The sequence below is a fragment of the Bacillota bacterium genome (assembly GCA_024655925.1).
In the GTDB taxonomy this organism is placed as follows: domain Bacteria; phylum Bacillota; class DTU025; order DTU025; family JANLFS01; genus JANLFS01.
Genome location: JANLFS010000046.1, coordinates 1 through 25,127, shown reverse-complemented (window position 1 = coordinate 25,127; position 25,127 = coordinate 1). Strand labels below are relative to the sequence as shown.

Below are 25,127 nucleotides of genomic sequence, written 5' to 3'. Positions count from 1 at the left end.
CCGATCCTCTCATCGGGCACACCGGACTCATGGGCAAGCGCTTCGTTGATGAATTGGGAAGCGAGCACGGCGTGAGCCTCTTCCACAGCATCCGCGGTGGTGAGGTAATTGTCCTCGCCAGTGTTTATGGTTATGTCCGCATATGCGTTTATCATCCTGGAGAAGCGCTGGTCCGCGAAGGTCCTCATCATGTTGATGTCCCTGAACAGAATGCCGTACATGGAGTCGTTCAACATCATGTCCAGTCGTTCCAGCGCCCCCATGGCCGCGATCTCGGGCATACATAGCCCAGAGCAGTAGTTCACAAGACGTATGTACCTGCCTGTCTCTTCGCTTGCGGAGTCCAGGGCAGCCCTCATGATGCGGAAGTTCTCCTGAGTAGCATAAGTTCCCCCGTACCCCTCCGTGGTGGCGCCGTAGGGCACGTAGTCTAGAAGGCTCTGGGCAGTGCTGCGTATGACGGCGATTATGTCGGCTCCTGCCCTCGCCGCCGCCTGGGCCTGAACGACGTCCTCGTAGATGTTCCCCGTGGCCACTATGACGTACAGCAGTGGCTCAGTCCCGGGGTTCAGCCTGGATAGAAAAGCCTGGCGCCTCTTGGCGTTCTCACGGATCCGCTCGAGGGTGACTCTTGCACGGGTCCGGAGTTCCTGTCTGCCCTCTTCGTGGGACCCCGCGGGAGGGAAGGCTGCGAGGTCCATTTCCCCAGACGCCGCACGCCTCATGATCTCCTCGATAGGCATACCCGTTGCGGCCGCCGCGTCAGCCAAGCATACTGCGACCCCATCTCCCAGGCGGCCCCCACGAAAGACCTCATCTATGATGGAATTCGGGACTGGCACCCCGTCAGCGTCCGCACCGTCCGCCCCAAGTAGCCGCAGGACGGTACGTTCAATTGTCGTGGTCGTCAGCCCGGCAACGTGTCCAGTCACCGAGCGGGCGATCTCCCGCGCACACTCTCGGCACCGTTCGATTGCCTCCGGATCAAGGTTGAGCTTCACTGAGTACACCTCCTTGCGCACACAGGCCGGCAACTACGTCGAAGACCTTGAGACCCTCCGCGCCTGGGCAACCGCTCACAGCTAAGATGAGACTGACCGGGTCGAACTTGCGTCCCCAGGGGGAGGCAGGATTTACTGTCACCGCGATCACAGGGGCACGGCCGAGCACAGAGAGCGTGCCCCCGCCGGCCTCGAACTCGGAGATTGCGTCCTGTGACGCCGTGACCCTCGTGGGATCAGATGCGACCACAGTGGTGGCCTGCCCGCGGGCAAGCCGGACAATCTCCCGTAGCAGTGAATCCCCGACAGACTTCCCTGTTACATACGCCAGGTCCCCTGGGCGGATCATCCCGCAGAGCTCAGCTTCGTGCCCTAGCACAGTCTTCCTTTGGAAGAGGTCGACCAGGCCGGACTTGCGCACAATGCCTGTTTCCCCCGCTCTGATCACCGGCGCTGCTAATTCGGCCAACCGCGGCGGCGGCAATGGCAACCTGAGGGTCAAGAGCGCCCGGGAGGTGTTCGATACCACCTCCTGAAGGTCCCCGTCGAGCGCTGCCCCTGTCGAGAGAATGAGCCCATCGACCACGTCCGGAGACGCGTGAAAGGCCCGGCCGGCTGCTCCATCCACCAGCACCAGTCGCGCGCCCAGGGCGAGCATGGCGTCCCTCGCCTTCGCAAGGTCAGATGCGTGGTTGCACCCGATGATCTCTACGGCCCCAGCGACGCCCGGCTTCGCAACCACTACTTCCCCCGCAGTGGTATGGACTCCCAGGCGCTCGACGATCTCGAGAGAACACGCGGTCTGCCCAACGGTGGACTCGGCCATAGCAACGAACGCACCGGCAGGCACAACCACAGAAGGCTTAGGAAGCCCGGTAATAGCATCGACGGGCTCTCCATCCCTACCACACGATGTCACCCCCACCGGAATCCCTGCGTGTTTCGCCGCGCGGATCAACCCGTTGAGGACTGTGGTCTTCCCGCAGTTCTTGGCGAGCCCGACTACGCCCACAACCTGCCTCCCGTCTGACAGGGCGAGCTTCAGAAGGTCACTTTCGGGATCGCCTGCGGCGCTCGAGCCCCAGAGGTTCAAGACTTGACACCGTCCCGTCCATCACCGCTGCGACACCGTCCGACGTGGCTGGTTTATGTTCTGCCTTGCCACACAGCCCACATTCGAGACAATGACTCTGGTTGTTATCAGGCTCAGTGTACGCAGTGATGACTCCCTCGTAGTTTCTGAGGATGATGCGGGTGTCTGTCTGGGAGATGATATACTGCGGCCCGATCGGGATCTTCCCGCCTCCCCCAGGGGCGTCAATCACATAGGTCGGAACGGCCAGCCCCGATGTGTGCCCACGCAGTTTCTCCATGATCTCTATACCCCGCCCAACCGAAGTCCTGAAGTGCTCGATTCCGACAGACATGTCGCACTGGTAGATGTAGTAGGGGCGCACCCTCATTCGAACAAGCTCATGCACGAGCTTGGTCATGATGTGAGCGCAATCGTTTACGCCCCTGAGCAGAACCGACTGGTTGCCAAGAGGCACCCCGGCGTCCGCCAGCATCTCGCACGCACGGCGGGACTCGGGAGTTACTTCTTTCGGATGGTTGAAATGAGTGTTGAGCCACACCGGATGATGCTTCTTGATCACAGCGCACAGTTCGGGGGTTATTCGCTGGGGCATGACAACTGGCACTCTCGTCCCAAGCCTGATGATCTCCACGTGTGGGATAGAGCGAAGCTCGCCCAGTATGAAGTCGATGGCCTCGTCGGACAAGGACAATGCATCTCCGCCGGACACCAGAACGTCGCGGACGGCTGGTGTGTTTCGAATATACTCGATCCCGCGCTCCAGTTCGTCCCGGGACAGGGCGGAATCCGTATGCCCTGCGAACCGGCGCCTGGTGCAATGACGGCAGTAGGTTGCACAGACAGATGTGACCAGAAAGAGAACGCGATCAGGGTACCGGTGGGTGATGTGCGGCACAGGGGAATCCACGTCCTCGTCAAGGGGATCGGCCATCTCGAACCTGGACATCTTCAACTCGTTGCTCGTGGGTATTGCCTGCTTGCGGACGGGACAGCAGGGGTCGTCTGGGTCTATCAGGGTGGCGTAGTACGGGGTTATGGCCATTCTCAGAGCCGCCAGGCACTTGGCTACCCCATTCTCCTCATCCGGGGTGAGGTTGACCACCTGCTTGAGTTGGTCCAGCGTAGTGATGCGGTTCCGGAACTGCCACCGCCAATCATTCCAGTCCGATGGAGACACATCCTCCCACATAGTCACGGTCATCTCCGTTACTTCACGTACTGCTTTTCGAAGAGTCTCCGGAGCACGGCGCTCTCTCGCACGTCGGCAAGAGCGATTTCGGCGTGCCCTCGTGTATACCCGTTGCCGATCAGCATGGTCACATCCTTTCCTACCCCTTCCGCCCCCAACGCGGCTGCGGTGAAGCTCGTGGCCATGCTGAAGAAGTATATGAGCCCGCCGTCCCTGGTCGACAGAATTGATGACATCTCCGTTCCCGGAATGTTGACGCAATTGACAGTTATGTCTGCGAGGCGGCCGTCTGTGGCTCGGCCAACCATGTCGAGCACTTCCAAGGGTTGTGTGGCGTTCCCTTGAAGGACCACATCGGCCCAGCCGGTCTCGGCGGCCCGGCAGCGGCTTGCATCGCTGTGGGTGAGGGCGATGACCCGTCCTGTCACGCCAGCCCTCTTCCTCGCCTCATACATGCACAGAAGCCCGGACTTCCCGCCGGCGCCAATTATGAACACCGTGTCACCGGGTTTCACCAGTCTCGCCGTCTGCGCAGGCGCGCCGGCGACGTCGAGCACAGCAAGCGCGAGGGTGTCGGGCATGTCCTCGGGAAGCTTCGCGAATATGCCGCTTTCAAAGAGGATCGCTCTGCCCTCTATCTGAACCTGATCAGCGTCCTGATCTATTCCAAGGATCTTGTCGATCACAAGGGGCGTGAGTGACAACGACACCAGGGTCGCGATGCGGTCCCCAACCGCCAGGTCGACTCGGCCCGAGAGATCGGCTCCGATCTCTGCGACGGTTCCAATGAGCATGCCCCCAGACCCGGTCACGGGGTTGTGATGTTTTCCACGCTGTTCGACAATTGCCAGCATCACCTGGGCGATCCTTTCCGGGTCGCCGCCCGATTCGTGCTTGATCTGGGTGAAGCTCGCCGCGTCGATGTTCAGTGTCTGGACGTCTATCAGGATCTCATTGTCCCAGACACTCATGGTGTTGTCTATCCTCCATGCTGCCTGCGGCAGAGCACCGGGTGGATCGATCACCCTGTGGGTTCCGTACCTGCAACCTCTAGCCATGTGAACACCTCCGCGTTGCGATGGTCCCTCAGCCGTACACAGCACAACACGTGCCAACTCTGTGATGGTTGTAGCTGGTTCCAAGGAGCAAGACTGCTGCCCGCCTGTGGGCGGCTGCCCGTCTGTGGGCAGACCGAACATTCTTCTACGCGTCTAGCTGGATCCCGAGCCTCTTGAGTTTGTGCTGGAGAGTCTGGCGGGGAATGCCCAGGTGCCTAGCAGTGGCGGATACGTTACCACCACAGATCTCCAAAGCGGAACGAATCATGTCTTCCTCCAGGCGCCTGAGCGCGGGGACGAGGTATGCCTGTTGCCTGCCGGTCGGGGGCGCTTCTGCCTTCGGAACATCGGAGGTTCTTGACCCGGCGGCACGACTCTCGTCCGAAATGTGGGGTGGAAGGTGCTCTCTAGCTATGTAGTGGCCTTGTGACATCTGCACCGCCGCCTCCACGGCATGTTGGAGTTCGCGGACGTTCCCATGCCACGGGCGGCGCATGAACAGATCCATTACGTCCGGGGTGACCCCCCTCACGTCCACCCCGAACTGCGCGCTATACCTGCGCACGAAGAAGTCCGTGAGCGCTGGTATGTCTTCCGGTCGCTTCCTGAGGGGCGGGACCTCGAGAACAATCACGCTCAGCCGGAATAGCAGGTCTCTGCGGATGAGACCACGTTCTGCAGCCTCTTGCGGATTGGCGGACATGGCGGAGATCACTCTCACGTCTGTTCGCCTTTCTGACGAGTCCCCTATCCTCCTGACTGTTCCCTCCTGCAGTACTCTGAGGAGCTTGGCCTGCAGAGGCAGCGGCATTGAGTCGATTTCGTCCAGGAAGATGGTGCCCCCATGCGCGACCTCGAACAAGCCTGGCCGGTTTTCGGCGCCTGTGAAGGCTCCTTTCACTGAGCCAAAGAGGATTCCCTCGAGCAGAGTCTCGGGCAGTGCTGCGCAGTTCTGGGCAATGAACGGCCCAGAAGCGCGGGGGCTAGCATTGTGGATGGATTGAACTATCAGTTCTTTGCCCGCACCGGTCTCCCCGTACACCAGGACTGACGAGGAACTCCGCGCAGCCTTCTCTGCCGTCCGTACCAGTTCCTTCATTACGGTGCTCTCAGCAACAATGTCGGTGAAAGTGAACTTAGCGGCGCGAGGTACGGCGGCAGGGACCTTCCTGCCGGAGTACAGTTCGGCCTGCAGGTCCACAACCTTCTCGGCGAGGGCCCGCAGGAGAGTCAGGTCTTTTGAGATCTCTATGGCGCCAACGAGCTTCGCTCCGCTGTATATCGGAAGAGTGGAGTTGAGGGTGGTTATTGTGTCGCCTTTGAAGGTCCTGAAGGTCTGCTGGCGTATAGGGGCTGCCCGGCCTGTTCGCAATACGGACAAAAGTGTGCTGGTGTCTTCAGACAGCGATGGGAACACCGAGAGGATGTGCCGGCCGACAACTTCGCGGCAATCGAGGTTGTCGAGCTGCCCGGCGACCCTGTTGTAGAACACAGTGATGCCGGCGGTATCGACTATGTGCACGCCTTCGTCTATGGAATCCAGAATGATACGGAGGTCCGCGCTGAGATGCTCAAGATCAACAGGCAGGTCACCCACTTAGGCCACCCCCCGCCCCGTGCCCGCATGCCGGCACCTACCCTTCATTCTACAGTACGGCCGGCGTGAACTGCAAGAGCGCCATCCACCGCCATCTGGACAAGCTGCTCAAACGAGATGCCCACTGCACGAGCTGCGTCCGGAAGCAGACTTACGGCAGTCAGACCTGGCACTGTGTTCACCTCGAGCACTTGCACCTCACCGGAGGGTGTTGCGATCATGTCCACACGAGAAAAGCCCCGGCATCCGAGGGCAGTGTGCGCTCTCACCGCCAGGTCCTGACACTTCGCCCTCACTTCCTCCGGGACTCGGGCGGGGATGATGTGCTCCGACATTCCCGGGGTGTACTTAGCCTCCCAGTCATATGTGGGCTTCTTGGAGACTATCTCGAGGGTCGGGAGAGCGCGTGCAGGCGAGTCACCCAGCACACCCACGGTGATCTCGGTCCCAGTGACAAACTGCTCAATTAGGGCCTGGTCTCCGTATGACAGTGCCAGGTGGACTGCATCGGCAAGCGACTCGGCATCTCGGACAACTGTCACACCTACGGTTGAGCCCTGAGCAGAGGGTTTGACCACACACGGCAACCCCACCTGAAGCAGGGCGTCATCTGCGCAGGGACTTCCGACCCCTGCATCGCTCCGGGTGACCGTGACCCACTCGGGTGTAGGGATGCCGAGGGATCTGAAGACCACCTTGGCCATGATCTTATCCATCGCCAACGCGCTTGCGAGGACTCCTGATCCGGTGTAGGGTATGTGCGCCAGTTCCAGAAGGCCCTGGATGCAACCGTCTTCCCCGTACCGCCCGTGCAAGGCAATGAACACCACGTCCGGCCGGTTCGTGAGCAGCGCCAGTATACCGTCTTCATCGGGGTCAAGCTCGATGACGTTGTGTCCCAGCCGCCTGAGGGCGCCGGCAACCTGACGTCCCGACATCAAGGACACCTCCCTCTCGGAGGAAGGTCCACCCATCAGCACTGCGATTTTCAGCCCGGATGACACTGTGCGTCGTCTCTCCTTCCGCTTCCGGCCGGCTAACGCGGCCGCTGTAAGAGAATGGCTCTCATGAGATCCGCAGTGGTCCTGGCAACCACGGCAATGTAGGTGGCACCTGCAGCAAGAAGCAGGAACCGGATAACAGCGGCGCGGGTTGCCGCAGCCCCTGAGCCTATGTGTGCATGCGCCAAAGCCACCGTGAGGATGATAAGGCCCGCCACCAGTGATGCGAGCATGAGCTGTGCACCCATGGTACAGTCCGCCCCCGTTCTCTCCGGACCATTCTATGCATCACTGGGTGCGGATGTCCTGATCGCGTCAGGTCTCAAGGCCCCAGCCTCTAATTATGGAGATCGCGGAGTCGTCCGTCATGGCGAAATGTACCGGTGTTATGGACACGTAGCCGCACCGGACGGCCTCGGTGTCCAATTCGCCTCCATCCTCCTCCTCGACGGGTTCACCGCACAACCAGTAGTATGTCCGGCCCCGGGGGTCCGCCCGCTTGTCGAAGATATTGGTGTACTTCTGAATCCCGAGCCGCGTCACGCGTATGCCCGAGTCCGGGCCTCGCCAGGTCCCGGGCACATTAACGTTCAGAATCGTCCCTTTGGGAAGACCTCCATGGTCCACGACTAGCTTCGCCAGGTGCGCACAGAACTTCGCGGCGGCGGAGTAGTCCGCTGAGTCCTCGGAAGCGAGAGATGCAGCTATGGACGGGAGCCCTTCGAGCATGCCCTCGGCGGCGGCGGCGACAGTTCCGGAGTAGAGCACATCAGTGCCGAGGTTCGGGCCTCGGTTGATGCCTGAGATGACAACATCGGGCCGCCTGGGGACAAGTTCCTCCAATGCAAGCTTGACACAGTCCGCAGGGGTCCCGCTGACCGACCAGGCCTGAGCCGAGACTCCGGGAAGCAGTGTGGGCCTCACTCGAAGAGGCACACCCATGGTGATAGCATGACTGATGGCGCTTCGCTCGTGTTCGGGCGCGCACACCCAGACCTCGTCCGCGACATCTGCCATCGCTCGAGAAAGCGCCAGGAGACCTGGCGCTGAGATCCCATCGTCATTGGACAACAATGCTGACAGAATAGGCCGTCCCTCCCTGCCTACCAGTTGTTGGTCTCCGCCCTGAGCACCCCAGCTACCCCGAGGATGTGCTGCAGAGTCTCACTTCCCGGCCTTGTGGAGGGCGTCCTGAGAAGAGAGAACTCGATACTGACTATTGACCCGTCCTTCTCCAAGTCGATCTCAGTGCCGATTATGTTCAGGCCGCACGAGCCCAGAATGGTTGCAATCTCACCCAAGAGGCCGGTTCTATCCACCGCCACAACCTTCATGCTGGCGTGTCTGGTGGAAACGTACCTCTTCTCAAACTTGCTCATCGCGATGAGCGTCAATTCCACGAATACCGTGGCAGCCAGGGCAAGCCAAGCAAGTCCAGAACCTATCGCCAGCCCGATTCCGGCCGTGGTCCAAAGACTTGCTGCGGTAGTGAGGCCCTTGATGGTGGCCCCTTCCCGCATGATCGTGCCGGCACCGAGGAAGCCGATGCCGCTGACTATCTGAGCCGCCACCCGGGCTGGGTCCCTCGTGAGTGATCCGAATTCGCCGAACCCACGAATGCTGGCGAGAGTGATGAGCGTGGCCCCGAGACAAACAAGCGCGTGGGTGCGTAGCCCCGCGCTCTTTCCTTGTCTCTCTCGCTCGAAGCCGATGACCGCTCCAAGCAATGTGGCCAAGCCCAGCAACGCTGTGTCTTTCAGTAGGAGATGCATCTGCTCAATTCACTCCCTCTAGCACACTCCTGTCTTCCGGTCGCGCCCGAGAGTCATAAGCACTTTCGCCGAGGTTGTCCTCACCAACTGCTTCAATTCACGTATGGCGTCGATCACGGGGCCCATGGCGTCGTCCCCAACTGCTTCCCGGAGAGCCTGGATTGCGAGGAGCCGGAGGTCTTCGTTCTCAACACAGACTCGCACTAGCGGCTCCACGGCACGGTCATCCCCCATCCAACGAAGGGCCTGGATGGCCCCCACCCGCACGTCGCGCGATTCGTCGTCCAAGCATCTGACCAGAGTCTCGACGGCAGCAGGGTCTCCTATCTTGCGCAGTGCCTCAACGGCCTCATACCGCACGCCCGGGTCCTCGTCTCGCGTCAGCGAAAGAAGCCGCTCCACTGAGCGACGCTCCCTGAGGTCACCAATGAGCTTGATGATCCTTCGCTTAACCTGCACCTGACATGACTCGAGTTCTTGGCAAAGCAAGGGCCACAGATCATCAGAGCGGATGGCTTTCAGAGCATTGCACGCACTGTAGTACACATACACACTCTCATCTCGGAGTGCACGCACGAGTGGAACTAGCGCGGATGGGCTCCGGGTAGCAGCAAGCCCTTCGGTGGCCCAGCCCCGGACGGTGTCGTCAGGATCGGAGAGCGCGCGCACAAGCACTGGAACCGCCCTGGCATCCGGCAGTTTCGATAGCCCGTAAGCAGCACCTCTGCGCATGGAATCGTCCCCGGTCATCAGGATCTCCGACAACACGTCGACCAGCTGCGTTCGAACCATGGTCACCTGGTGCATGGCCTTCTCGCGCTGGTCCTCCTCGACCTGCAGGAGGTCCTGTTCCAACGCCTCGAGCTGCTCTATTAGTACTGCTATTCTCTCATACTCAGGAGACGTCGCCCTCACCAACCGCTCCCCTGGCGCACGCCGTTCGGAGGGGCAAAAGTACTCCGGAATTCGACGGCCGGAACTCGATTCCTGCCGTGGTCACTTCGCCTTCTCACCGATCTTGTACTCCTGTCCCGAAAGCAGTCGACCTATGTTGGAGCGATGTCTCCAGACAGCCATGGCCCCCAACACCGCCGTTCCGAGGACAAACTCCGCCGGCAAGCGGAGGGCAAGACAGATGACTGGAATCGTGGCCGAAGCAACTATGGACGCCAAGGACACGTAGCGCGATAGAAGGAGGACCAGACCCCATATGATGGAAAAGGCCAGAGCTGCGCGGGGTGCCGCGACAAGGAGGAAGCCGAAGGTGGTCGCGATGCCCTTGCCTCCCCGAAAACCGAGGAATGGAGTCCAGTCATGGCCCGCCACAGCCGCGATCCCGAGGCTCACCGTCCATCCGGGTGACGCCCCGGCCCAGCGTGCCAGAAGTGCCGCAGCAACGCCTTTGGCGGCGTCGAGAATGCCTGTGGCAGCCGCAAAGGGAAACCCGAGCGTACGCAGGACATTGGCCGCCCCGATATTGCCAGACCCGAACTGCCTGACGTCCACACCTGCTAGTCGCTTGCCAAGGATCACGCCGAACGGAATGGAGCCAATGAGATACGACGCCAGCAACGGATACAAAGGCCAGACTCTCACATGATCACTCCTTAGTCCCATCATTCCCTGCGCCTGAATACGACGTTCACCGGGGTACCAGCGAACCCGAACGCGTCGCGCAGAGTGTTCTCGAGGTGTCGTCTGTAGGAGAAATGGATGAGCTCAGGGTGGTTTGCGAACACAGCGAATGTCGGGGGCTTTGTGCCCACCTGACTGGTATAGAATATGCGGACTCGTTTCCCCTTTTCCTCTGGGGGAGGGTACCGCAGCACCGTGTCCTCGATAACCTTGTTCACCTGGGATGTGGGAACCCTGCGCCTGTGCTGGCGCGCGGCCTCTGCCACAGCATCCAGGAGCGCACCTATCCGCCGGCCGGTCTTGGCAGAGACGAACAGGACCGGGGCATAAGGCATGAACGACAATTCCGCACGGATTCTCCGTTCGTATTCCCGGGCCTTCGACTCGTCCCGCTCGACGATATCCCATTTGTTCACTGCCAGCACGGATGCACGTCCCGCGTCGTGGGCGTACCCGGCTATCTTGGTATCCTGCTCGGACGGGTTCTCGGTACCATCGAACACGGTGATCGCTACGTCGCATCTGTCAACGGCGCGGAGAGCCCGGAGCACGCTGTATCGCTCGACACCCCCTGCCACCTTGGACTTCCTGCGTATCCCGGCCGTGTCGACGATGACGTACTTGTCGCCGTTACGCTCAAAGGGAGTATCGATCGCGTCCCTGGTGGTGCCTGGCTCATCGCTGACGATGGATCGCTCCTCGCCCAGGATTCGGTTGACGATCGAGGACTTGCCCACGTTGGGTCGGCCTATCACAGCTACCTTGAACGCGTCCTCTTCGTCCTCCTCGTGATCGTCGGAATCCGGCAGATTCGCAATGACCGCATCCAAGAGGTCGCCGACCCCCGTTCCGTGGATGGCGGAGACAGGAATCGGTTCACCCAGGCCCAGGCCCCAGATATCGTAGTCGAGATGCCGCAGGTCCTCTACCTTGTTCGCAGCCACAATCACCGGTTTTTCGGCGCGCCGGAGCAGGTTAGCCACATCAACATCGTCGGGCGTGATACCTTGACGAGAGTCCACTACGAATACTATGACGTCAGCCTGACCGACTGCAAGTTCCGCCTGAGTCCGAGTCTGGACCGCGATGCTGTCCGCCGGGTCCTGTTGGATGCCTCCGGTATCGACCAAGGTGAACAGACGTCCGCACCAGTCCGTATCCGCGTAGAGCCGGTCTCGGGTAACCCCTGGGCTGTCGTCCACTATGGACAGCCGGGCCCCGAGTATCCGGTTGAACAACGTTGACTTGCCGACATTGGGACGGCCTACTATGGCCACTATCGGCTTGGCCATTCTACTCCACCTCAAACCCGGGCGCGAGCACAGCGTCGCATAGGCCACGCGGTGTCGCCGGTATGACAAGGACACGGACTCCAAGTGCCTGCTGGATATCAGCGGGGGTCAGGTCGTCCAGGAACACCGCGGCGCCTCGCCTGAGCATCACGTCCGGGATCAAAACTGCCTGCCCGGGGTCCAGGCCAGAAAGCGCCCTTATGATGTCTCTTCCAACGACGAGCCCCGACACAGTAATCGCCTGGCCGAAGAACTGATTCTCCACCGCGACTAGCTCAAGCTCGACCCCGGACACCTCGCGGAGTCTGTCACACGCCGGGCCGAGCACCTGAGACCCCAGGACGCCTGTGACCACCGTCAGGCGCCGTGGCGGTTCGACCACCTGTGGGAGGCTGGAAGAGATCTCCGAGAACTCGTCGAGGAACAGCCTTGCAAGGCCCACCCCATTCTCGAGTTGCGGGTAACCCTCATACTCAGACCCCAAGGGGATGGGCTCCCCCGCCAGGTAGTAGAGCTCGTCCGCGGCGAAAACGAACCTCGATCCAACTGCCTCGAGCGAAGATCCCTGCGCCCTCCTCACCTGCCCGAGTACGGCACGAGCACGCTCTGGGGACACAGGCTGGATCACAGGCAGGCTTGCCCTCTGAGAGGTCAGGCCCACCGGGACGATGCCGACCGAGCAACACGCAGGCCAGATCCCGAGGAGGTCTGATATGGTACGATCGAGGAGTGCGCCGTCGTTGACCCCAGGAACCAACACGATCTGCGCATGGAACTCTATCCGCTCCCTGGCAAATGCCCTCAAGGCCGGCATGATCGGAGGACTGTCATGTCTTCCCAGGAGAACCCGCCTCACCGCTTCGTCCGTGCTGTGCACCGACACATAGAGGGGCGACAGTCGATACGCGAGGATGCGTCTCATGTCCCCCCGCGTGAGGTTAGTGAGGGTGACGAAGTTGCCTTGGAGAAACGATAGCCTGTAGTCGTCGTCTTTCACATACAGGCTTTCCCTCAGCCCAGGCGGCAGCTGGTCCACAAAACAGAAGACGCATCGATTCGCGCAACGGCGCTCACCATCGAACACCGCGTCCTCGAAGTTCAGGCCCAGCCTTGGGTCAAAACGGTTTTCGATGGTGACCGCGATCCTCTCGCCACCGCGCTTCTTGACCTCGAGGCGAACGCTGTGAGAGGCAGCGCGATAGCGGTAGTCGATCACATCCCGAACGGGGCGGCCATTCATGGAGACGATCACGTCCCCGGCCTCGATCCCGGCCGACTCGGCAGGGCTGCCGGGGTCCACCGATGCCACCCGCGCCCGCAGAGAACGCGGGGAAGACACGTGAGGGCAACCTCCCACGCCACAGTAATCTCAAGCACCACATCCACCAGAGCCCGAATGATGATATCATACCATTCCCGAGCCGCCCGCGCCACCCTTGGCCGGGCATCACTGCAAGGCCTTCACGCAACCTCATTGTTCCCGAGGCAGGCTGGTGTATCCCGTCTCACAGAATAACGAAAGGCACCGCCACGACGGCAGTGCCCGCGGCGACGCCACCACTACGGTACCCCGCTGTTACTTCACTCCAAACGGCGTTGTAGTCCCAAGACTCTTATACTTCGGATCGAGGACAGTGATCTGACCGTTCAGCCTGAGCTCGCTTGCCAACTGCTGTGGGCTCTTGGCCTGCTGGCCCTTGATGCTCCGCTCGATCTCGTCACGAACCTCGTCGAAAGTTGCCTGCCGGGCGGGGGTCTTGTCCACAACCCGGATGATGTGATACCCAAACTCTGTGTGGACTATCCCACTTGTCTGTCCGGGAGCTAGGGAGAAGGCGACCTTCTCGAACGCTTCGGTCATGCGGCCCCTGGGGAAGAAACCAAGATCGCCGCCTTCTATAGCCGACATGGGGTCAATGGACTTCTCGCGCGCAAGCTCAGCAAAGTCCGCTCCCCCGGAGAGCTGTTTCTGGATCTCCTTCGCCTCGGCCTCGGTCTCCACCAGGATATGACTGGCCTTCACCTGTTCAGGCTCGTCGTAATCGGCCTTGTGTTCCTCGAAGTACTTCTTCATCTCTTCCTCGGTGACTTGGATGTCTTTGGTGGACAGCTCGAAGACCAGAAGGTTCATCTCGAGAGACTCCCGAAGGTCCTGCTCGGTCATGCCATACTGCATGAGCAGCGAATCAAAACTGGGACCAATCTCTTTGCGAAGCTTTGCGACTTCCCGATCCACCTGCTCAGAAGTGATGGAGATGTTGGCTTTCCGAGCGGCTTGTCTTATTAGGCGCTCGTTGATGAGCTCACTCAGGACATCCTGTCCGGCCTTCTCTTCGAGTCGCGCCATGAAGGTGTTCCTGGAAAGCCTCTCCCCGTTGACAATCGCGACGTTGGTCGCTCGAGTGAATACCATCCAGGCTATGACTGCTATCACTGCGATTACCACGAACGCCACGACTCCGGCGAGGCGGGCCTTGCCTTTGTTCATACTCTCGTAATCCCCCCTTGCGGAACTCCGACCACACTGACACACTCCGTACTCTAAACGTTACCTGCCCACGGTTAGTTCCGGGGGCAGGATGCCAAAGCTAGTTTAGCATAGGGGTAGATAAGTGTCAACGAACGTGACTCAGCCTGCTACGATTCTTCACCTTCGGTAGCAGGTCCTTTCAGCTTGCTCGGATCGAAGCTTATGCGGTCACCGATAGTGACCACGTCGTCGGCCTTGTTGCTCTCCCGGATGTACTTCCGGTACTCGGTGCGCTCCCCATCTTCCTGGGCCTGTTTGATGGAGAGGCTGATACGGTGCTCCTGCTCCCGAAGGCCGATGACCTTCACGGCAACTTCCTGGCCCACCGATACCACCTCGTCTGGCTTGGCGACACGCCTGTCAGAGAGCTGGGATATGTGAACGAGACCCTCAATGCCGCAGTCAAGCCTGACGAACGCGCCAAACTCGACGAGCTTGGTGACAGTGCCGCGAACGATGGAGCCCACGGGGAACCGTTGGCCGATGCTCTCCCACGGGTCGGGCTGCAACTGCTTGTACCCCAGGGAAATGCGTTCGCGCTCAACGTCGACGTTGAGGATCTGGACCCGAATTGGCTGCCCTTCAGACAAGACTTCGCTCGGGTGCTTCAGCCTCGACCACGCGATATCGGAGATGTGAAGCAGACCCTCGACTCCTTGACCGATATCCACGAACGCTCCGAAACTCGCGAGACGGGTCACGGTGCCGTCCACCACCTGCCCGCGTGAGAGCGTCTGAAAGGCGAGTGTGCGCGCCTGCCGCTCCTCTTCTTCCAAGACCGCCCTGTGGGACAGTACCACGTTGCCCCGGGCACGCTCAACCTCTTTCACTTTCATACGGAGAGTCTGCCCGACATAGGCCGAAAGGTCCTCCACAAACCGCCTGCCCACCTGAGATGCGGGAACGAAACCTCGAACCCCGATGTCCACGACGAGGCCTCCCTTGACGGCCTCGGTAACAGTGCCTGAGATGGTCTCCCCACTGTCTCTCGCCTGTTCGAGCCTGCGCCATGTGAGGAGGTTGTCCGCTCGCCTCTTGGAGGCATACTGAACGTCTGATCCCGGACGCTGCCTCTCGAGGACGATGTCGATCTCCTGGTCTACCGACACCACCTCGTTCGGGTGAGCCACGGGCTTCGAACTGAGCTGGTCTTTCAGGATCTCGGCGGTCACACCCGGCTCGATCTCCACCACAACGCGGTCGTCGTGTATCTCAATCACCCGGGCCTTCAGTATGCTCACTTCGGGAGCCTCCGGGCGCGCCGGCGCGGCAGACACCGGCTGTTGTTCAGCGGGCTTGGCCTCGGCCGGATGCTCTGTCTCCGCAGCCACATCGGGTGTTGGCGATGTCTCCTCCTTGGCTTCTGGCTCCTCCCCCGGCCGTGACACGGCCTCGGCCTCGGCTTCAGCCCGACTCTGATCCTGATCTCGCTTCTGCTCCCGTGGCTTCTCCGGATTGCCGTCGATGAATTCCTTCATAGCGTCCATGACCTCCTCAATTACCCAAGTGGGCGTGGACGCCCCGGCGGTCACGCCCACTCGCGCCGCGCCTTCAAGCATCGCAGCGCTGAGTTCCCGGCTGCTTTCCACCTGGGCTACCTTCACGCCTGCGTCGCGGCAGACCTCTGCGAGCCGCATGGTGTTTGCGCTGTTCCGCCCGCCAATCACCACCATGAGGTCCACTTCGCGTGCAAGTCTCATTGCTGCAGCCTGCCGCTGGTGGGTCGCCGGGCAGACTGTGTCGGCCACGGTGACCTGAGCCCCTCTGCTCTCAAGTGCCTGCACGACCGCGTCGACAGTGGACCGCTTCTGGGTGGTCTGGGCCACCACCGCAATGGGCCGCTCGAGGTCCACTCCTTCGAGCGCAGCAGGGCCTGGTACCACCACTATATCGCCATCGGCACGCGCCGCAACCGCCGTCACTTCTGGATGGGACTTGTCGCCCACCAGGACTACCAGGTGCCCCCTCCGGTGGAACTCCTCCACTTCACGCTGCGCCTTGAGCACGTGTGGGCACGTGGCATCGACAATGGAGAAACCCCGATCCCGGGCACGCTCAATCAACTCAGGAGGCAACCCATGAGAAGGTACTATGAGGACCTTTCCCGGCGCCTCGTCGAGGGAGTTGACTGCAATGACGCCTTCCTTGCGAAGCGCCTCCACGACATCCGTGTTGTGGACAAGCGGCCCGAGTGTCGCGGCCGCCGCAAACCCGTTCGCCCGGGCCTCATGCCCCGCGGCAGAGGCGATCTTCACCGCCCTCGCCACACCATCGCAAAACCCGGCTGACTCTGCCAGCCGGACCCGAGCCGATTCCTCAGTCACTTTGCTCGAGCCTTCTCCCAATCAGACAGGAACCTGGCAACCCCTGCATCCGTAAGCGGGTGCTTCACCATCTGCATCAGGACCTTGTACGGAACTGTGGCTATGTGGGCACCCGCCAGCGCTGCCTGGGTGACATGCCTCGGGTGGCGGATGCTTGCAGCGATAACCTCGGTCTCTATTCCGTGCGTGTCGAAGACCTCGACGATCTCAGAGACAACATCCATACCCTCTGCCCCCACATCGTCGAGTCTGCCCACGAAGGGGCTGACATAAGTTGCCCCAGCTCTAGCCGCAAGCAGGGCCTGGTTAGTGGAGAAGGCTAGAGTGAGGTTCGTCCTGATCCCCTTGGCCGAGAGCTGCTTTGTTGCTTTCAGACCTTCGGGAGTCACTGGGATCTTGATTACTATGTTCGGAGACCACGCCGCGATCTCGATTGCCTCAGAAACCATGCCTGCCACGTCCTGGCTCAATACCTCGGCACTCACAGGCCCATCGACGATTCTGCAAATCTCGGACACAACCTGCCGGAAGTCCCGACCTTCTTTCGCCACGAGTGAGGGGTTGGTTGTGACCCCACATATTATTCCCATTTCCGCGGCCTCGCGGACCTCGTCGAGGTTCGCACTGTCTATGAAAAGCTTCAAACTGGGACACCCCCATCTATGACTCGGTCATAAGTTCCTGGACCTTCTCCATCAGCACCCGGCTCAGGGAATCGACTTCCTCGCGCATCAGCCTGCCGTCGTCAGGCCGCCGGACCACGATGGGGTCTCCGAAAACCACCACGATCCTGGACTTCTTCAGGGTGGTGGTTCCCTTCTTGATGGCTGCATGAGTGCCGAGGAGTGCTGCCGGAAGGACTGACGTCCCTGTTTGAAGCGCGAACCTGCCCGCTCCCGCGTGCGGAGGGAGAAGCTCACCGGTCTCGCTCCTCGTACCTTCCGGGAAGACCCCCAGTACCTTGCCAGCCTTCAGTATATCTATGGACCGGCGGTATGCGTCCCTATCCACCAGCCCACGCCGGACAGGGAAGGCATACAACGCACGCAGTAGTCCACCGAGGATAGGGTTTCGGAACAGCTCCGACTTGGCCATGAACGCAATGGGCCTGGGGAACGCGGCCCCCAGCGCCAGTGGGTCCAATGCACTCGAGTGGTTCGCCACCACGATGAGGGCACCCTTCTTGGGGATGTGTTCGGTCCCCCGTACCTCGAAACGATAGAATACCCGGAAAAACGCGGTCAGGAGGAGTTTGACGAACCAGTATAGCACGTCCCGACCCTCCCGCCCGGACGGGGAACCGCGTCCCCGATCAGCTCGCATATCCGAGTCACTACCTCATCAACTGTCATTAAGGTCGAATCTATTATCACTGCGTCCTCTGCAGGACGAAGCGGCGAGACTGACCTTTCGCTGTCGATCCGGTCGCGTTCGAGTATCTCCCGGATCACTTCCGCATGATCGCGACTTTCGCCCATTCGTGTGTAATCGAGCATCCGGCGGCGGGCACGTTCCTCGGGAGAAGCCGTGAGGAAGAATTTATGCCGCGATTCCGCAAGCACCACCGTGCCGATATCGCGGCCATCCATGACCACATCGCACTGTTCCGCGATACGACGCTGTTGGCGGACCATGTCTGCTCTGACCGCTGGGTAGACCGAAACCACGGACACGATCCGATCGACGTCGGCTCCCCTGATGAGACCAGTAACGTCCTCTCCATTGAGGAAGACCCGCTGTCCGGTGGCCTGATCAGGCGCCACGTCGATGGTGACGCCCCGGGCGACCTCGCCGACCGCCTGCTCGTCCTCAGGGTCTGCTCCGTTCCGAAGAACAGCGAGGGCGAGCGCCCTGTACAGTTCGCCAGTGCTGACATAACGCATTCCGAGCATTGCCGAGAGCGCGCGCGCGACAGTGCTCTTGCCGGCGCCTGCGGGGCCGTCTATTGCCACTGAGGATTCAAGGGACATTCAACCAAGCACTCCCGTCCGTGCACAATTCACAGTTATTCTACGGCCCTCACGTGATTCCTCCACCCGGAGGCCACAAATTCGTCCGCCCGGGATCAGCCGCGGCCCAAGTCTGGCCTGAGCGACCGGGCCTCCCGCAGGTACACGTGATGCACGTTGCCCGCATCGGACGCCATGTACGCGTGGACCAGGACCCGTATGCATCTGCCAATGCTGCCGGGCACGGGAATCTCCCTCGCGCACATCAGCGCGACCTCGGTCCAGCCAATGGCACGTGCGGCTGCAGCTGGGAACTCGGCATTCAAATCGTCAGTGACAGTGAATAGCGCGCTGACGATGCTGCCCGGCTCGAGCGCATTCTCTCGAGTCATGGCCTCGAGCAACTCCCTCGTCGCCTCCAGTATATCTTCCCTCCTGTTGGCCTCCACTGTCGTGGCCCCTCTGATCCCCACGAGCCGTTCAGCCACATGCTGCACCTCCCTCACATCTTCACAGTCCATAGAGGTGTGGGCTCAGCCCCGATCGCGCACTCTTCGCTCACTGAAGGCCACCTGACGTTCGGCGAAGCTTCCACCACCCGGATGGTCAGGGTCCTGTCCAAAGGAACCGGTGTGCCCCACCTTGCCTCAATCAGGTCGCCTCGACGCACGACGACTGAGGCCCTTCCGAATCTGAAGTCGGCGCTGTCCTTTCCGTTCACAGTCACCACAACACCCACATGCTCGGGCGGAGTCTCTTCCACCTCCAGGACTATGACGCCAACCTCCGGCACATGTCCTGCCGGTGTCAGATTGGCCGGACTGCCGGAACCGTCATCCTGGAGTCCAGGCCAGACAGGAGTCCCTTCGAGCCTTTCCACATGGCGGAGTGACCGTGGGATTGCCCCTGTCACCAGGCTGACCTGTGCCAAAGCACAAATGATCATTGTCCCGAACGCCAAGGAGGCAAGGGCTACCCCTGTGGCATCCCACCGTCTTCTCATCTCCGAGCACCTCTCGCGGCAGACAGACCCGCCAGGCGTCCTGTGGAGAACGCAGCCTGCAGATTGTAGCCTCCTGTCACCGCGTCCAGGTCCAGGACCTCACCTGCGAAGAAGAGTCCCCGTACCAGCCTCGATTCCATGGTCCGGGGATCGACCTCATCAAGATCGACTCCTCCTGATGTCACTATTGCCTCATCCAGCGGGCGCGTCCTCGCGACAGACAGGGGCAAAGACTTAAGAGTGCGGACCAGGGCATCCCGTTGTTCCCGGGTGACCTGGTTCGCTGGAGTCGCCGGGTCGACCTCGCTGTGTGCAATCACTACCGGGATGAGCGCCCGTGGGAGTAGTTCCCCAAAGGAGTTGCCAAGATGCTTCCGGGAGCCTCTAACAAGATCGCGCTGGATTCGCCGTGCGAGGGTTGGCTCATCGAGGGCGGGTTTGAGATCGATCGACAGGCGAAACCTCCCGGGGGTCAAGATCGGGGAGGAACGGAGCGAAGTGCAGACTTGCCTGCTCAGAGTGAGCACTATGGGGCCACTCACGCCAAAATGAGTGAACAGCATCTCACCAAACTCCTGGCCCACAAGGCGGCCTTGGTCACTAAGAGACAGCTCCACATTGCGCAAAGTCAGACCGGCAAGAGCCTTAGGCCACTCTTCCACTGTCTCAATGGGCACTAGCGCGGGCAGAGGTGGGATAACACTGTGGCCAGCCGATTGGGCGAGCCTGTACCCGTCACCGGTGCTGCCCGTTGCGGGATAGGAGGCCCCGCCTGTCGCCACTATCACCGCGTCCGCTGAGTGTACGTGCCCAGAGGCGTCCCGAACCCCGGCCACCGCGCCCGACTGAAGTACGAGGGAAGTGATCCTCGTCCCCGTGGTGACATGCGCCCCAGCAGAAAGTGCGAAAGCGAGCAGAGCGTCTCTTACGTCCGAGGCTCTGTCGCTTACCGGGAATACCCGCCGGCCCCGCTCGACCTTGTAGCCCACGCCAAGGTTCTTCATGAGGGCACACATGTCCTTTGGACCAAACATGCTCACGGCGGAGTACAGAAACCTTCCATTGCTCCCGAAAGCTTCAACCACTTTCTCGACTGAACAGTCGTTAGTGAAGTTGCAGCGTCCCTTCCCGGCTATCAGGAGTTTCTTTCCCGCCATCTGGTTACGCTCGTATACGACGGTGGACGCGCCGGCCCGCGCGGCCGCCTGAGCAGCCATGAGCCCTGAGGCCCCGGCGCCGATGATAGCCACTCTCAACAACCTGCTACCTCTCAGTGAAGCTCGAGCCAGGACCCGACCACGAAGCCCGGCGCACCTTCTGTCTCACCCAGGTCCAAGTCACTCAGGCCCTCGAACCAGGTAATGCTTCCGCTGCCCGTGATGTTGACCCGGTCACCGATTATCCCGCCCAGTATGTCTCGGGAACCTGTGATGTCTACCACGGCATTGGGAGCGTATACCGCGAATGCCGACGGTGGCGTGTTGTTGCCTGGGGTGCTGCCGGTGATGCAGACTCGGTCACCGAGACAGTAGATGATGAAGTCGCGAGGGTCTCCGGACGCACCTATCACTCCTGACCCAGTTCCTTTGACCTCGCCGTCGACATACACTCTGACCCTGTGGTCGCCGATCACCCGTATCTCGCCGCTCCCGGTAAAGTCGAAGTCGCCTCTTATGTAGATGGTGATATCCCCGAGGGTCGCATCGAAGGTCAGGTTACCCGACCCGGTGTGCCTGAAGGAAGTGTATTCTCCGCTCGAGCCTATGCGCGCATCCTTTGACCCGGTATGCGAGAAAGCTCCCCGCAGCGGCAGCCCGCTCGGAGGTATCGGCCCTGGGTAGGTCCTGACGCTGCTGGATGCCTCCACTCCATCTACTCGGCTGCCGAGGTCTTCGAGAACCGCGCCGACGTCTGTGCCCGGCCCCATGGTAAGTATGCCCTCGATCCTGGAACTGCCGACCATGTTGATAGCATCGTGGTTGGAAGCCTCAAGACGCACGCCCCCAAATATCTTCGCCGACCCGGTGATGTTGAGCGCCGGGTTTTTCCGGTCAGCCGAAGCCCTGGTGCTAGTGATGGCGTTGTCGAAGCTCACGTCGCTCATCCCGGAAGAGACCTGGGTCCTGAGCGTCCGCGTCCGCCCGCCCGATCTCCCCACCGCGACCAGGGTCGTTACCCCCCCGGTGGGCTCCGACACCCACACCTGAAATGATACGCCATCCCCGAGGGAAACCTCTGGCGGCCTGCAGCCGGTGCCGGGGCCGAGCCAGTCGTCTGTTTCGGTGTCAATCCCTGGGTCGTCATCAGGGTACGAACTTCGAACGAGCGCTCTCCCGGCCGCGAGGCGAGCGACCGCCACGTTCAGCCCGGACTCCGCGGCGGCCAACGCCTGCTGGCGTTGGACTTCGAACCGGCCGACCCGGTGCGACATGCTAGAGACCTGAAGCATACCAGCGAGCATAAGACCGAGCACTACTGTGACAACCATTGTGATGACCAGGGCGTTGCCGCGCTCGCCACGTATGGAAGAACCCATGAGAATCCCCCCCACCAGCGCTCACGGTGCCACATAGTTTCGGAGCCTCACCTGGGCAGTCAAGGAGAGGGGCTCACCCCCGGTCCCCAGGGCCTCGAGTGTGACTTCGTACATCGACTCGGGGTCGGAGTCAGAAGGAGTCTTTTGGATGGTCAGGGCGGTCGCCCGCACCATTCGTTCCTCCGTCCCCCCGTTTAGAGCCCTCTTGAGAGTGGAGTCTTCCACCCAGTACTCTTCCTCCCACATCCCGCCGTATTCCAGGCGGTAACGGGTGACCCCGCCTGCCGTCGCAGCGTGGACAGAGGCGGCTGCGCGGAGCCCTTTGTACCCACCGCCGGACCCATCCAGGATCCGGTTAAGTGCAACCGACATGTCTTGTGCCAGCACAGCCTGGGTTTGGATCCTCCGATCTGTCCTCGTCCCCAGGTTGAGGTAAGCCAAGATACCCCCGGCTATCACTCCAAGAGACACCAAAGCCAGGAGGACCTCTACAAGGGTGAGACCGGCCCGGCATGAACCTCGGCTACGGCCCTTGATGAACCAGGAGAACACCGGACGAAAGCGTCTCTCCAGCGAAGCTCACCTCCACCTCAATGCGGTACACCCCCAGGGAAGTGCTTTCGACGCGGTACGTGGCGCTGTACCTGCTCTCAGAAGGGTAGGCAAACGGCCCTGAGCCCGACAGTGTCCCAAGGTTCATCTCCGACACCCGGTCCAGCACCTCGCCCATGAGGGCGGCCGCCTCCACCCTCTGCCGTCCGGCCTCGCTGATCCGGAGAGACATGACCGTGCCTGAGTACACAAAGGCACCCACGATCCCAAGGATCACAATGACGACCAGCACCTCGACCAGACCAACCCCTCTTGCGTCAGAAACCGCGCGCATCTTTGCACCCCTCCAGAGGGTTTGGCACTCCCAGACGCATCAGTGTCATCCACGCCGCACCATAATTCTACGTTGTTTCCATTATTGTATCACATTCTGTCATCGGTGGGATGACCCCTTGCCGTACATTGTAAGGTTACGGAGTTCCTCCACCTCAGACCGGGTGAGCCGCCTGTACTGCCCCGGGGCCAGTTTCCCCAGGGAGATGGGGCCGAACTTGACCCGGATGAGGCGCTCTACCGAGTTCCCCAGGGTCTCGAACATCCGGCGGATCTCTCTCTTCCGCCCTTCTCTGAGCACCATCCTTACAACCCTTCCGGACTCGTCGACGAGGTCTGCCCGGGCCGGGAGAGTCACGCCATCTTCAAGCTCGACCCCCTTCCTCAGGATCTCAAGGTCTCTCGGAGAGATGGGTTTTTTCGCAGTCACTACGTACGTCTTCGGGACTTCTCTGCTAGGATGGGTAAGTCCGAAGGCCATCTCCCCATCATTTGTGAGCAACAACAGGCCTTCGCTGTCCATGTCCAGCCTGCCCACGGGGTAGATCCTGCCCTCCACTGCTCTGACCAGGTCCAGGACAGTCGGACGCCCGTGGGTATCCGTGACTGTGGACACATACCCCCGCGGCTTGTGGAGGGCGATGTAAGTGTGGGCAGCCACAGGATGGATGGTCCTTCCGTCCACGGCGACCGAGTCTCTCTCCGGATCCACCAGTCTGCGGAGGTCTGCTACAACCACACCGTTGACCGTCACTCGTCCACTCGCGACTAGCTGCTCGCACTTGCGCCGCGACGCCACTCCTGCACCCGCCAGGTACTTGTGAACTCTTTCCATAGCCGCCTCCACCCAACATACTGGATGACCCAAGGAAGCACGAAAGGGCGCCTCACGGCGCCCCGCCAGCTCGAACGCATCTACAGCCTCTTGAACTTCTGTAGGTCGTCGTTATGGCCTATGGCAACGAGGACGTCCCCCTTGTTGATTACATCTTCCGCGCCCGGGGCCACCTTTATGCTGCCGTTCCGGCGCACCGCCATGATGTAAACACCGAACCTGGCGCGGATGCTCAGCTCGGCCAGACTCCTCCCGACAACGTGGTCGGGGGCTACCATCTCCACTATGCTGTACTCCGGATCCAAATCAATCTGTTCGACGATATTTGTCGACGTCAGGAGGCGTGCAAGCCGGGCACCTGTGTCCCGCTCCGGGTAAACGACCCGGTCGGCCCCGATTCTCTCCAGAGCCTTTCCGTGCAACTCGTCGTGGGCCTTAGCCACGACTTGCCTGACCCCGAGCTCCTTGAGGACCATGGTTCCCACTATGCTCGACTTGACATCGGTTCCGATGGTGATAACCGCCACATCGACGTTCCTGATGCCGAGCGACCTCATGGCATCAATATCTGTCACGTCCGCGGCCACCGCGTGTGTAACGGTGTTGGCAAGCTTCTGAACTTTCTCTTCATCCGTATCGATCGCAAAGACTTCCTGCCCTAAGTCCGCAAGCGTCCGCGCGACGCTGCTGCCGAACCTCCCGAGCCCGATCACAGCGAACTGCATCATCGGCATCATCCCCGTCCAATTCCCGTTTTGCCCACTGTACTTTACTACAGGTGGTCATACGTGTCAAACGGCCGGAGTTGACAGTCTCGATTCACGATATAGTGTTCCAGTGAATTTCCAGTTGCGCGGTGACGGATAGCGCCGATTCGTGTCTGGGTATCCCTGGCCAACAAATAGTCTTGAGTCCCCATGTTTTCCCAGAGGTACGCCTCTTTCTGTGGGGAGTCTTCTCCTCAGTCCCGCGCCATTCCCCTTCAGCTGCGGCCAAGAGGCGCCCATGATTCCTCGAAGACGGCGAAAGCTCGCGGTTAAGCTCCGCTTCGCCAGCAGAGACGACGCAAGAGCAGCCAAGGCCCTCTTCGATCACGGGGAGGTCGGCGCGGTTCACCCTCTCGCCTCTGCTGGAGCCCTCGACGGCTTTTTCGTCTTCATGAAGGACATAGGCTTCATCGACAAGCTCAGTGCTTTCAACATCTTCGGCTACAAGCGCATGATGCTTCCCTTGTCATACTTTCTCCTCTCCTACGCCGCCAAGATCATCCTCGGCATTCCCTCCATGAACGCCTTGCCTGAGTTGCTCTTCGCCAATAGGGCCACGGCGGAGTCAGTCGGCGTCGAAGGGTTACTCTCCTACGACCAGTACGGCCCGGCCTCTGAACTGAACCATATCAGGCGGAAAGACTTCACGCCCAAACC

27 protein-coding genes are annotated in these 25,127 nt (G+C 60.8%); 1 reads left to right on the top strand and 26 read right to left on the bottom strand.

The window, feature by feature from the left end; all coding sequences use genetic code 11:
- From NUW23_08695 to NUW23_08570, 26 genes are all read right to left on the bottom strand, one after another.
- Window positions 1-1,010: lysine 5,6-aminomutase subunit alpha (locus NUW23_08695; GenBank protein ID MCR4426248.1), on the bottom strand; the 1,010-nt coding region annotated here is incomplete at its 3' end.
- Window positions 985-2,094: a hypothetical protein gene (locus NUW23_08690; GenBank protein MCR4426247.1), complete on the bottom strand. Its 1,110-nt coding sequence runs from the start codon at window positions 2,092-2,094 to the stop codon at window positions 985-987. The genes NUW23_08695 and NUW23_08690, both read right to left, overlap by 26 nt.
- A complete protein-coding gene (ablA, locus tag NUW23_08685; protein MCR4426246.1) occupies window positions 2,051-3,298 on the bottom strand; it encodes a lysine 2,3-aminomutase in 1,248 nt (415 codons plus the stop codon). The genes NUW23_08690 and ablA overlap by 44 nt, the downstream gene beginning before the upstream one ends.
- Before the next feature lie 5 nt (window positions 3,299-3,303).
- A complete protein-coding gene (locus NUW23_08680) occupies window positions 3,304-4,344 on the bottom strand; it encodes an L-erythro-3,5-diaminohexanoate dehydrogenase (protein MCR4426245.1) in 1,041 nt (346 codons plus the stop codon).
- Between the two features lie 145 nt (window positions 4,345-4,489).
- Window positions 4,490-5,941: a sigma 54-interacting transcriptional regulator gene (locus NUW23_08675; GenBank protein ID MCR4426244.1), complete on the bottom strand. Its 1,452-nt coding sequence runs from the start codon at window positions 5,939-5,941 to the stop codon at window positions 4,490-4,492.
- A 44-nt stretch (window positions 5,942-5,985) separates the two neighbouring features.
- On the bottom strand, window positions 5,986-6,933 hold the full coding sequence (locus NUW23_08670; GenBank protein ID MCR4426243.1) for a D-alanine--D-alanine ligase: 948 nt from the start codon (window positions 6,931-6,933) through the stop codon (window positions 5,986-5,988).
- A 44-nt stretch (window positions 6,934-6,977) separates the two neighbouring features.
- Entirely contained in the window at window positions 6,978-7,190 is a 213-nt protein-coding gene (locus tag NUW23_08665) for a hypothetical protein (GenBank protein MCR4426242.1), read from the bottom strand.
- A 67-nt stretch (window positions 7,191-7,257) separates the two neighbouring features.
- Window positions 7,258-8,025: a 5'/3'-nucleotidase SurE gene (gene surE, locus NUW23_08660; GenBank protein MCR4426241.1), complete on the bottom strand. Its 768-nt coding sequence runs from the start codon at window positions 8,023-8,025 to the stop codon at window positions 7,258-7,260.
- 20 nt (window positions 8,026-8,045) lie between these two features.
- Entirely contained in the window at window positions 8,046-8,714 is a 669-nt protein-coding gene (locus NUW23_08655) for an MgtC/SapB family protein (protein ID MCR4426240.1), read from the bottom strand.
- A gap of 18 nt (window positions 8,715-8,732) precedes the next feature.
- On the bottom strand, window positions 8,733-9,629 hold the full coding sequence (locus NUW23_08650; GenBank protein MCR4426239.1) for a HEAT repeat domain-containing protein: 897 nt from the start codon (window positions 9,627-9,629) through the stop codon (window positions 8,733-8,735).
- Between the two features lie 81 nt (window positions 9,630-9,710).
- Entirely contained in the window at window positions 9,711-10,310 is a 600-nt protein-coding gene (gene plsY / locus NUW23_08645; protein ID MCR4426238.1) for a glycerol-3-phosphate 1-O-acyltransferase PlsY, read from the bottom strand.
- A gap of 20 nt (window positions 10,311-10,330) precedes the next feature.
- Entirely contained in the window at window positions 10,331-11,641 is a 1,311-nt protein-coding gene (gene der, locus NUW23_08640) for a ribosome biogenesis GTPase Der (GenBank protein ID MCR4426237.1), read from the bottom strand.
- A gap of 1 nt (window position 11,642) precedes the next feature.
- On the bottom strand, window positions 11,643-12,980 hold the full coding sequence (locus tag NUW23_08635) for a DUF512 domain-containing protein (GenBank protein ID MCR4426236.1): 1,338 nt from the start codon (window positions 12,978-12,980) through the stop codon (window positions 11,643-11,645).
- 237 nt (window positions 12,981-13,217) lie between these two features.
- Window positions 13,218-14,129, bottom strand: a complete 912-nt coding sequence (locus NUW23_08630; GenBank protein ID MCR4426235.1) for a peptidylprolyl isomerase — start codon at window positions 14,127-14,129, stop codon at window positions 13,218-13,220.
- A 149-nt stretch (window positions 14,130-14,278) separates the two neighbouring features.
- Window positions 14,279-16,495, bottom strand: coding sequence for a bifunctional 4-hydroxy-3-methylbut-2-enyl diphosphate reductase/30S ribosomal protein S1 (locus NUW23_08625; GenBank protein ID MCR4426234.1), 2,217 nt, complete (start codon window positions 16,493-16,495; stop codon window positions 14,279-14,281).
- Window positions 16,492-17,139, bottom strand: a complete 648-nt coding sequence (fsa, locus tag NUW23_08620) for a fructose-6-phosphate aldolase (GenBank protein ID MCR4426233.1) — start codon at window positions 17,137-17,139, stop codon at window positions 16,492-16,494. Before fsa ends, NUW23_08625 begins: the two co-directional genes overlap by 4 nt.
- A gap of 16 nt (window positions 17,140-17,155) precedes the next feature.
- The gene (locus NUW23_08615; GenBank protein ID MCR4426232.1) at window positions 17,156-17,767 is read right to left on the bottom strand and encodes a 1-acyl-sn-glycerol-3-phosphate acyltransferase; all 612 of its coding nucleotides are present in this window, start codon (window positions 17,765-17,767) and stop codon (window positions 17,156-17,158) included.
- On the bottom strand, window positions 17,737-18,465 hold the full coding sequence (cmk, locus tag NUW23_08610) for a (d)CMP kinase (GenBank protein ID MCR4426231.1): 729 nt from the start codon (window positions 18,463-18,465) through the stop codon (window positions 17,737-17,739). The genes NUW23_08615 and cmk overlap by 31 nt, the downstream gene beginning before the upstream one ends.
- 95 nt (window positions 18,466-18,560) lie before the next feature.
- Window positions 18,561-18,932 carry a chorismate mutase gene (gene aroH / locus NUW23_08605; protein MCR4426230.1) on the bottom strand — a complete coding sequence of 124 codons (372 nt, stop codon included), beginning with the start codon at window positions 18,930-18,932 and terminating at the stop codon, window positions 18,561-18,563.
- A 14-nt stretch (window positions 18,933-18,946) separates the two neighbouring features.
- Window positions 18,947-19,447: a hypothetical protein gene (locus NUW23_08600; GenBank protein ID MCR4426229.1), complete on the bottom strand. Its 501-nt coding sequence runs from the start codon at window positions 19,445-19,447 to the stop codon at window positions 18,947-18,949.
- Window positions 19,444-20,706, bottom strand: a complete 1,263-nt coding sequence (locus tag NUW23_08595; GenBank protein ID MCR4426228.1) for an NAD(P)/FAD-dependent oxidoreductase — start codon at window positions 20,704-20,706, stop codon at window positions 19,444-19,446. Before NUW23_08595 ends, NUW23_08600 begins: the two co-directional genes overlap by 4 nt.
- Before the next feature lie 11 nt (window positions 20,707-20,717).
- Window positions 20,718-21,983, bottom strand: coding sequence for a pilus assembly PilX N-terminal domain-containing protein (locus NUW23_08590; GenBank protein ID MCR4426227.1), 1,266 nt, complete (start codon window positions 21,981-21,983; stop codon window positions 20,718-20,720).
- Between the two features lie 21 nt (window positions 21,984-22,004).
- Window positions 22,005-22,535, bottom strand: a complete 531-nt coding sequence (locus NUW23_08585; GenBank protein ID MCR4426226.1) for a hypothetical protein — start codon at window positions 22,533-22,535, stop codon at window positions 22,005-22,007.
- Window positions 22,507-22,869: a prepilin-type N-terminal cleavage/methylation domain-containing protein gene (locus NUW23_08580; GenBank protein ID MCR4426225.1), complete on the bottom strand. Its 363-nt coding sequence runs from the start codon at window positions 22,867-22,869 to the stop codon at window positions 22,507-22,509. Before NUW23_08580 ends, NUW23_08585 begins: the two co-directional genes overlap by 29 nt.
- Before the next feature lie 99 nt (window positions 22,870-22,968).
- On the bottom strand, window positions 22,969-23,703 hold the full coding sequence (locus tag NUW23_08575; protein MCR4426224.1) for an rRNA pseudouridine synthase: 735 nt from the start codon (window positions 23,701-23,703) through the stop codon (window positions 22,969-22,971).
- Window positions 23,704-23,783: 80 nt separating this feature from the next.
- Window positions 23,784-24,437 (bottom strand): TrkA family potassium uptake protein, encoded by a 654-nt coding sequence (locus NUW23_08570; protein ID MCR4426223.1) that lies wholly within the window; start codon window positions 24,435-24,437, stop codon window positions 23,784-23,786.
- 271 nt (window positions 24,438-24,708) lie between these two features.
- On the opposite strand from NUW23_08570, the gene NUW23_08565 reads away from it, so the two are divergent.
- A partial coding sequence (locus tag NUW23_08565; GenBank protein ID MCR4426222.1) for a hypothetical protein occupies window positions 24,709-25,127 on the top strand: 419 nt, incomplete at its 3' end.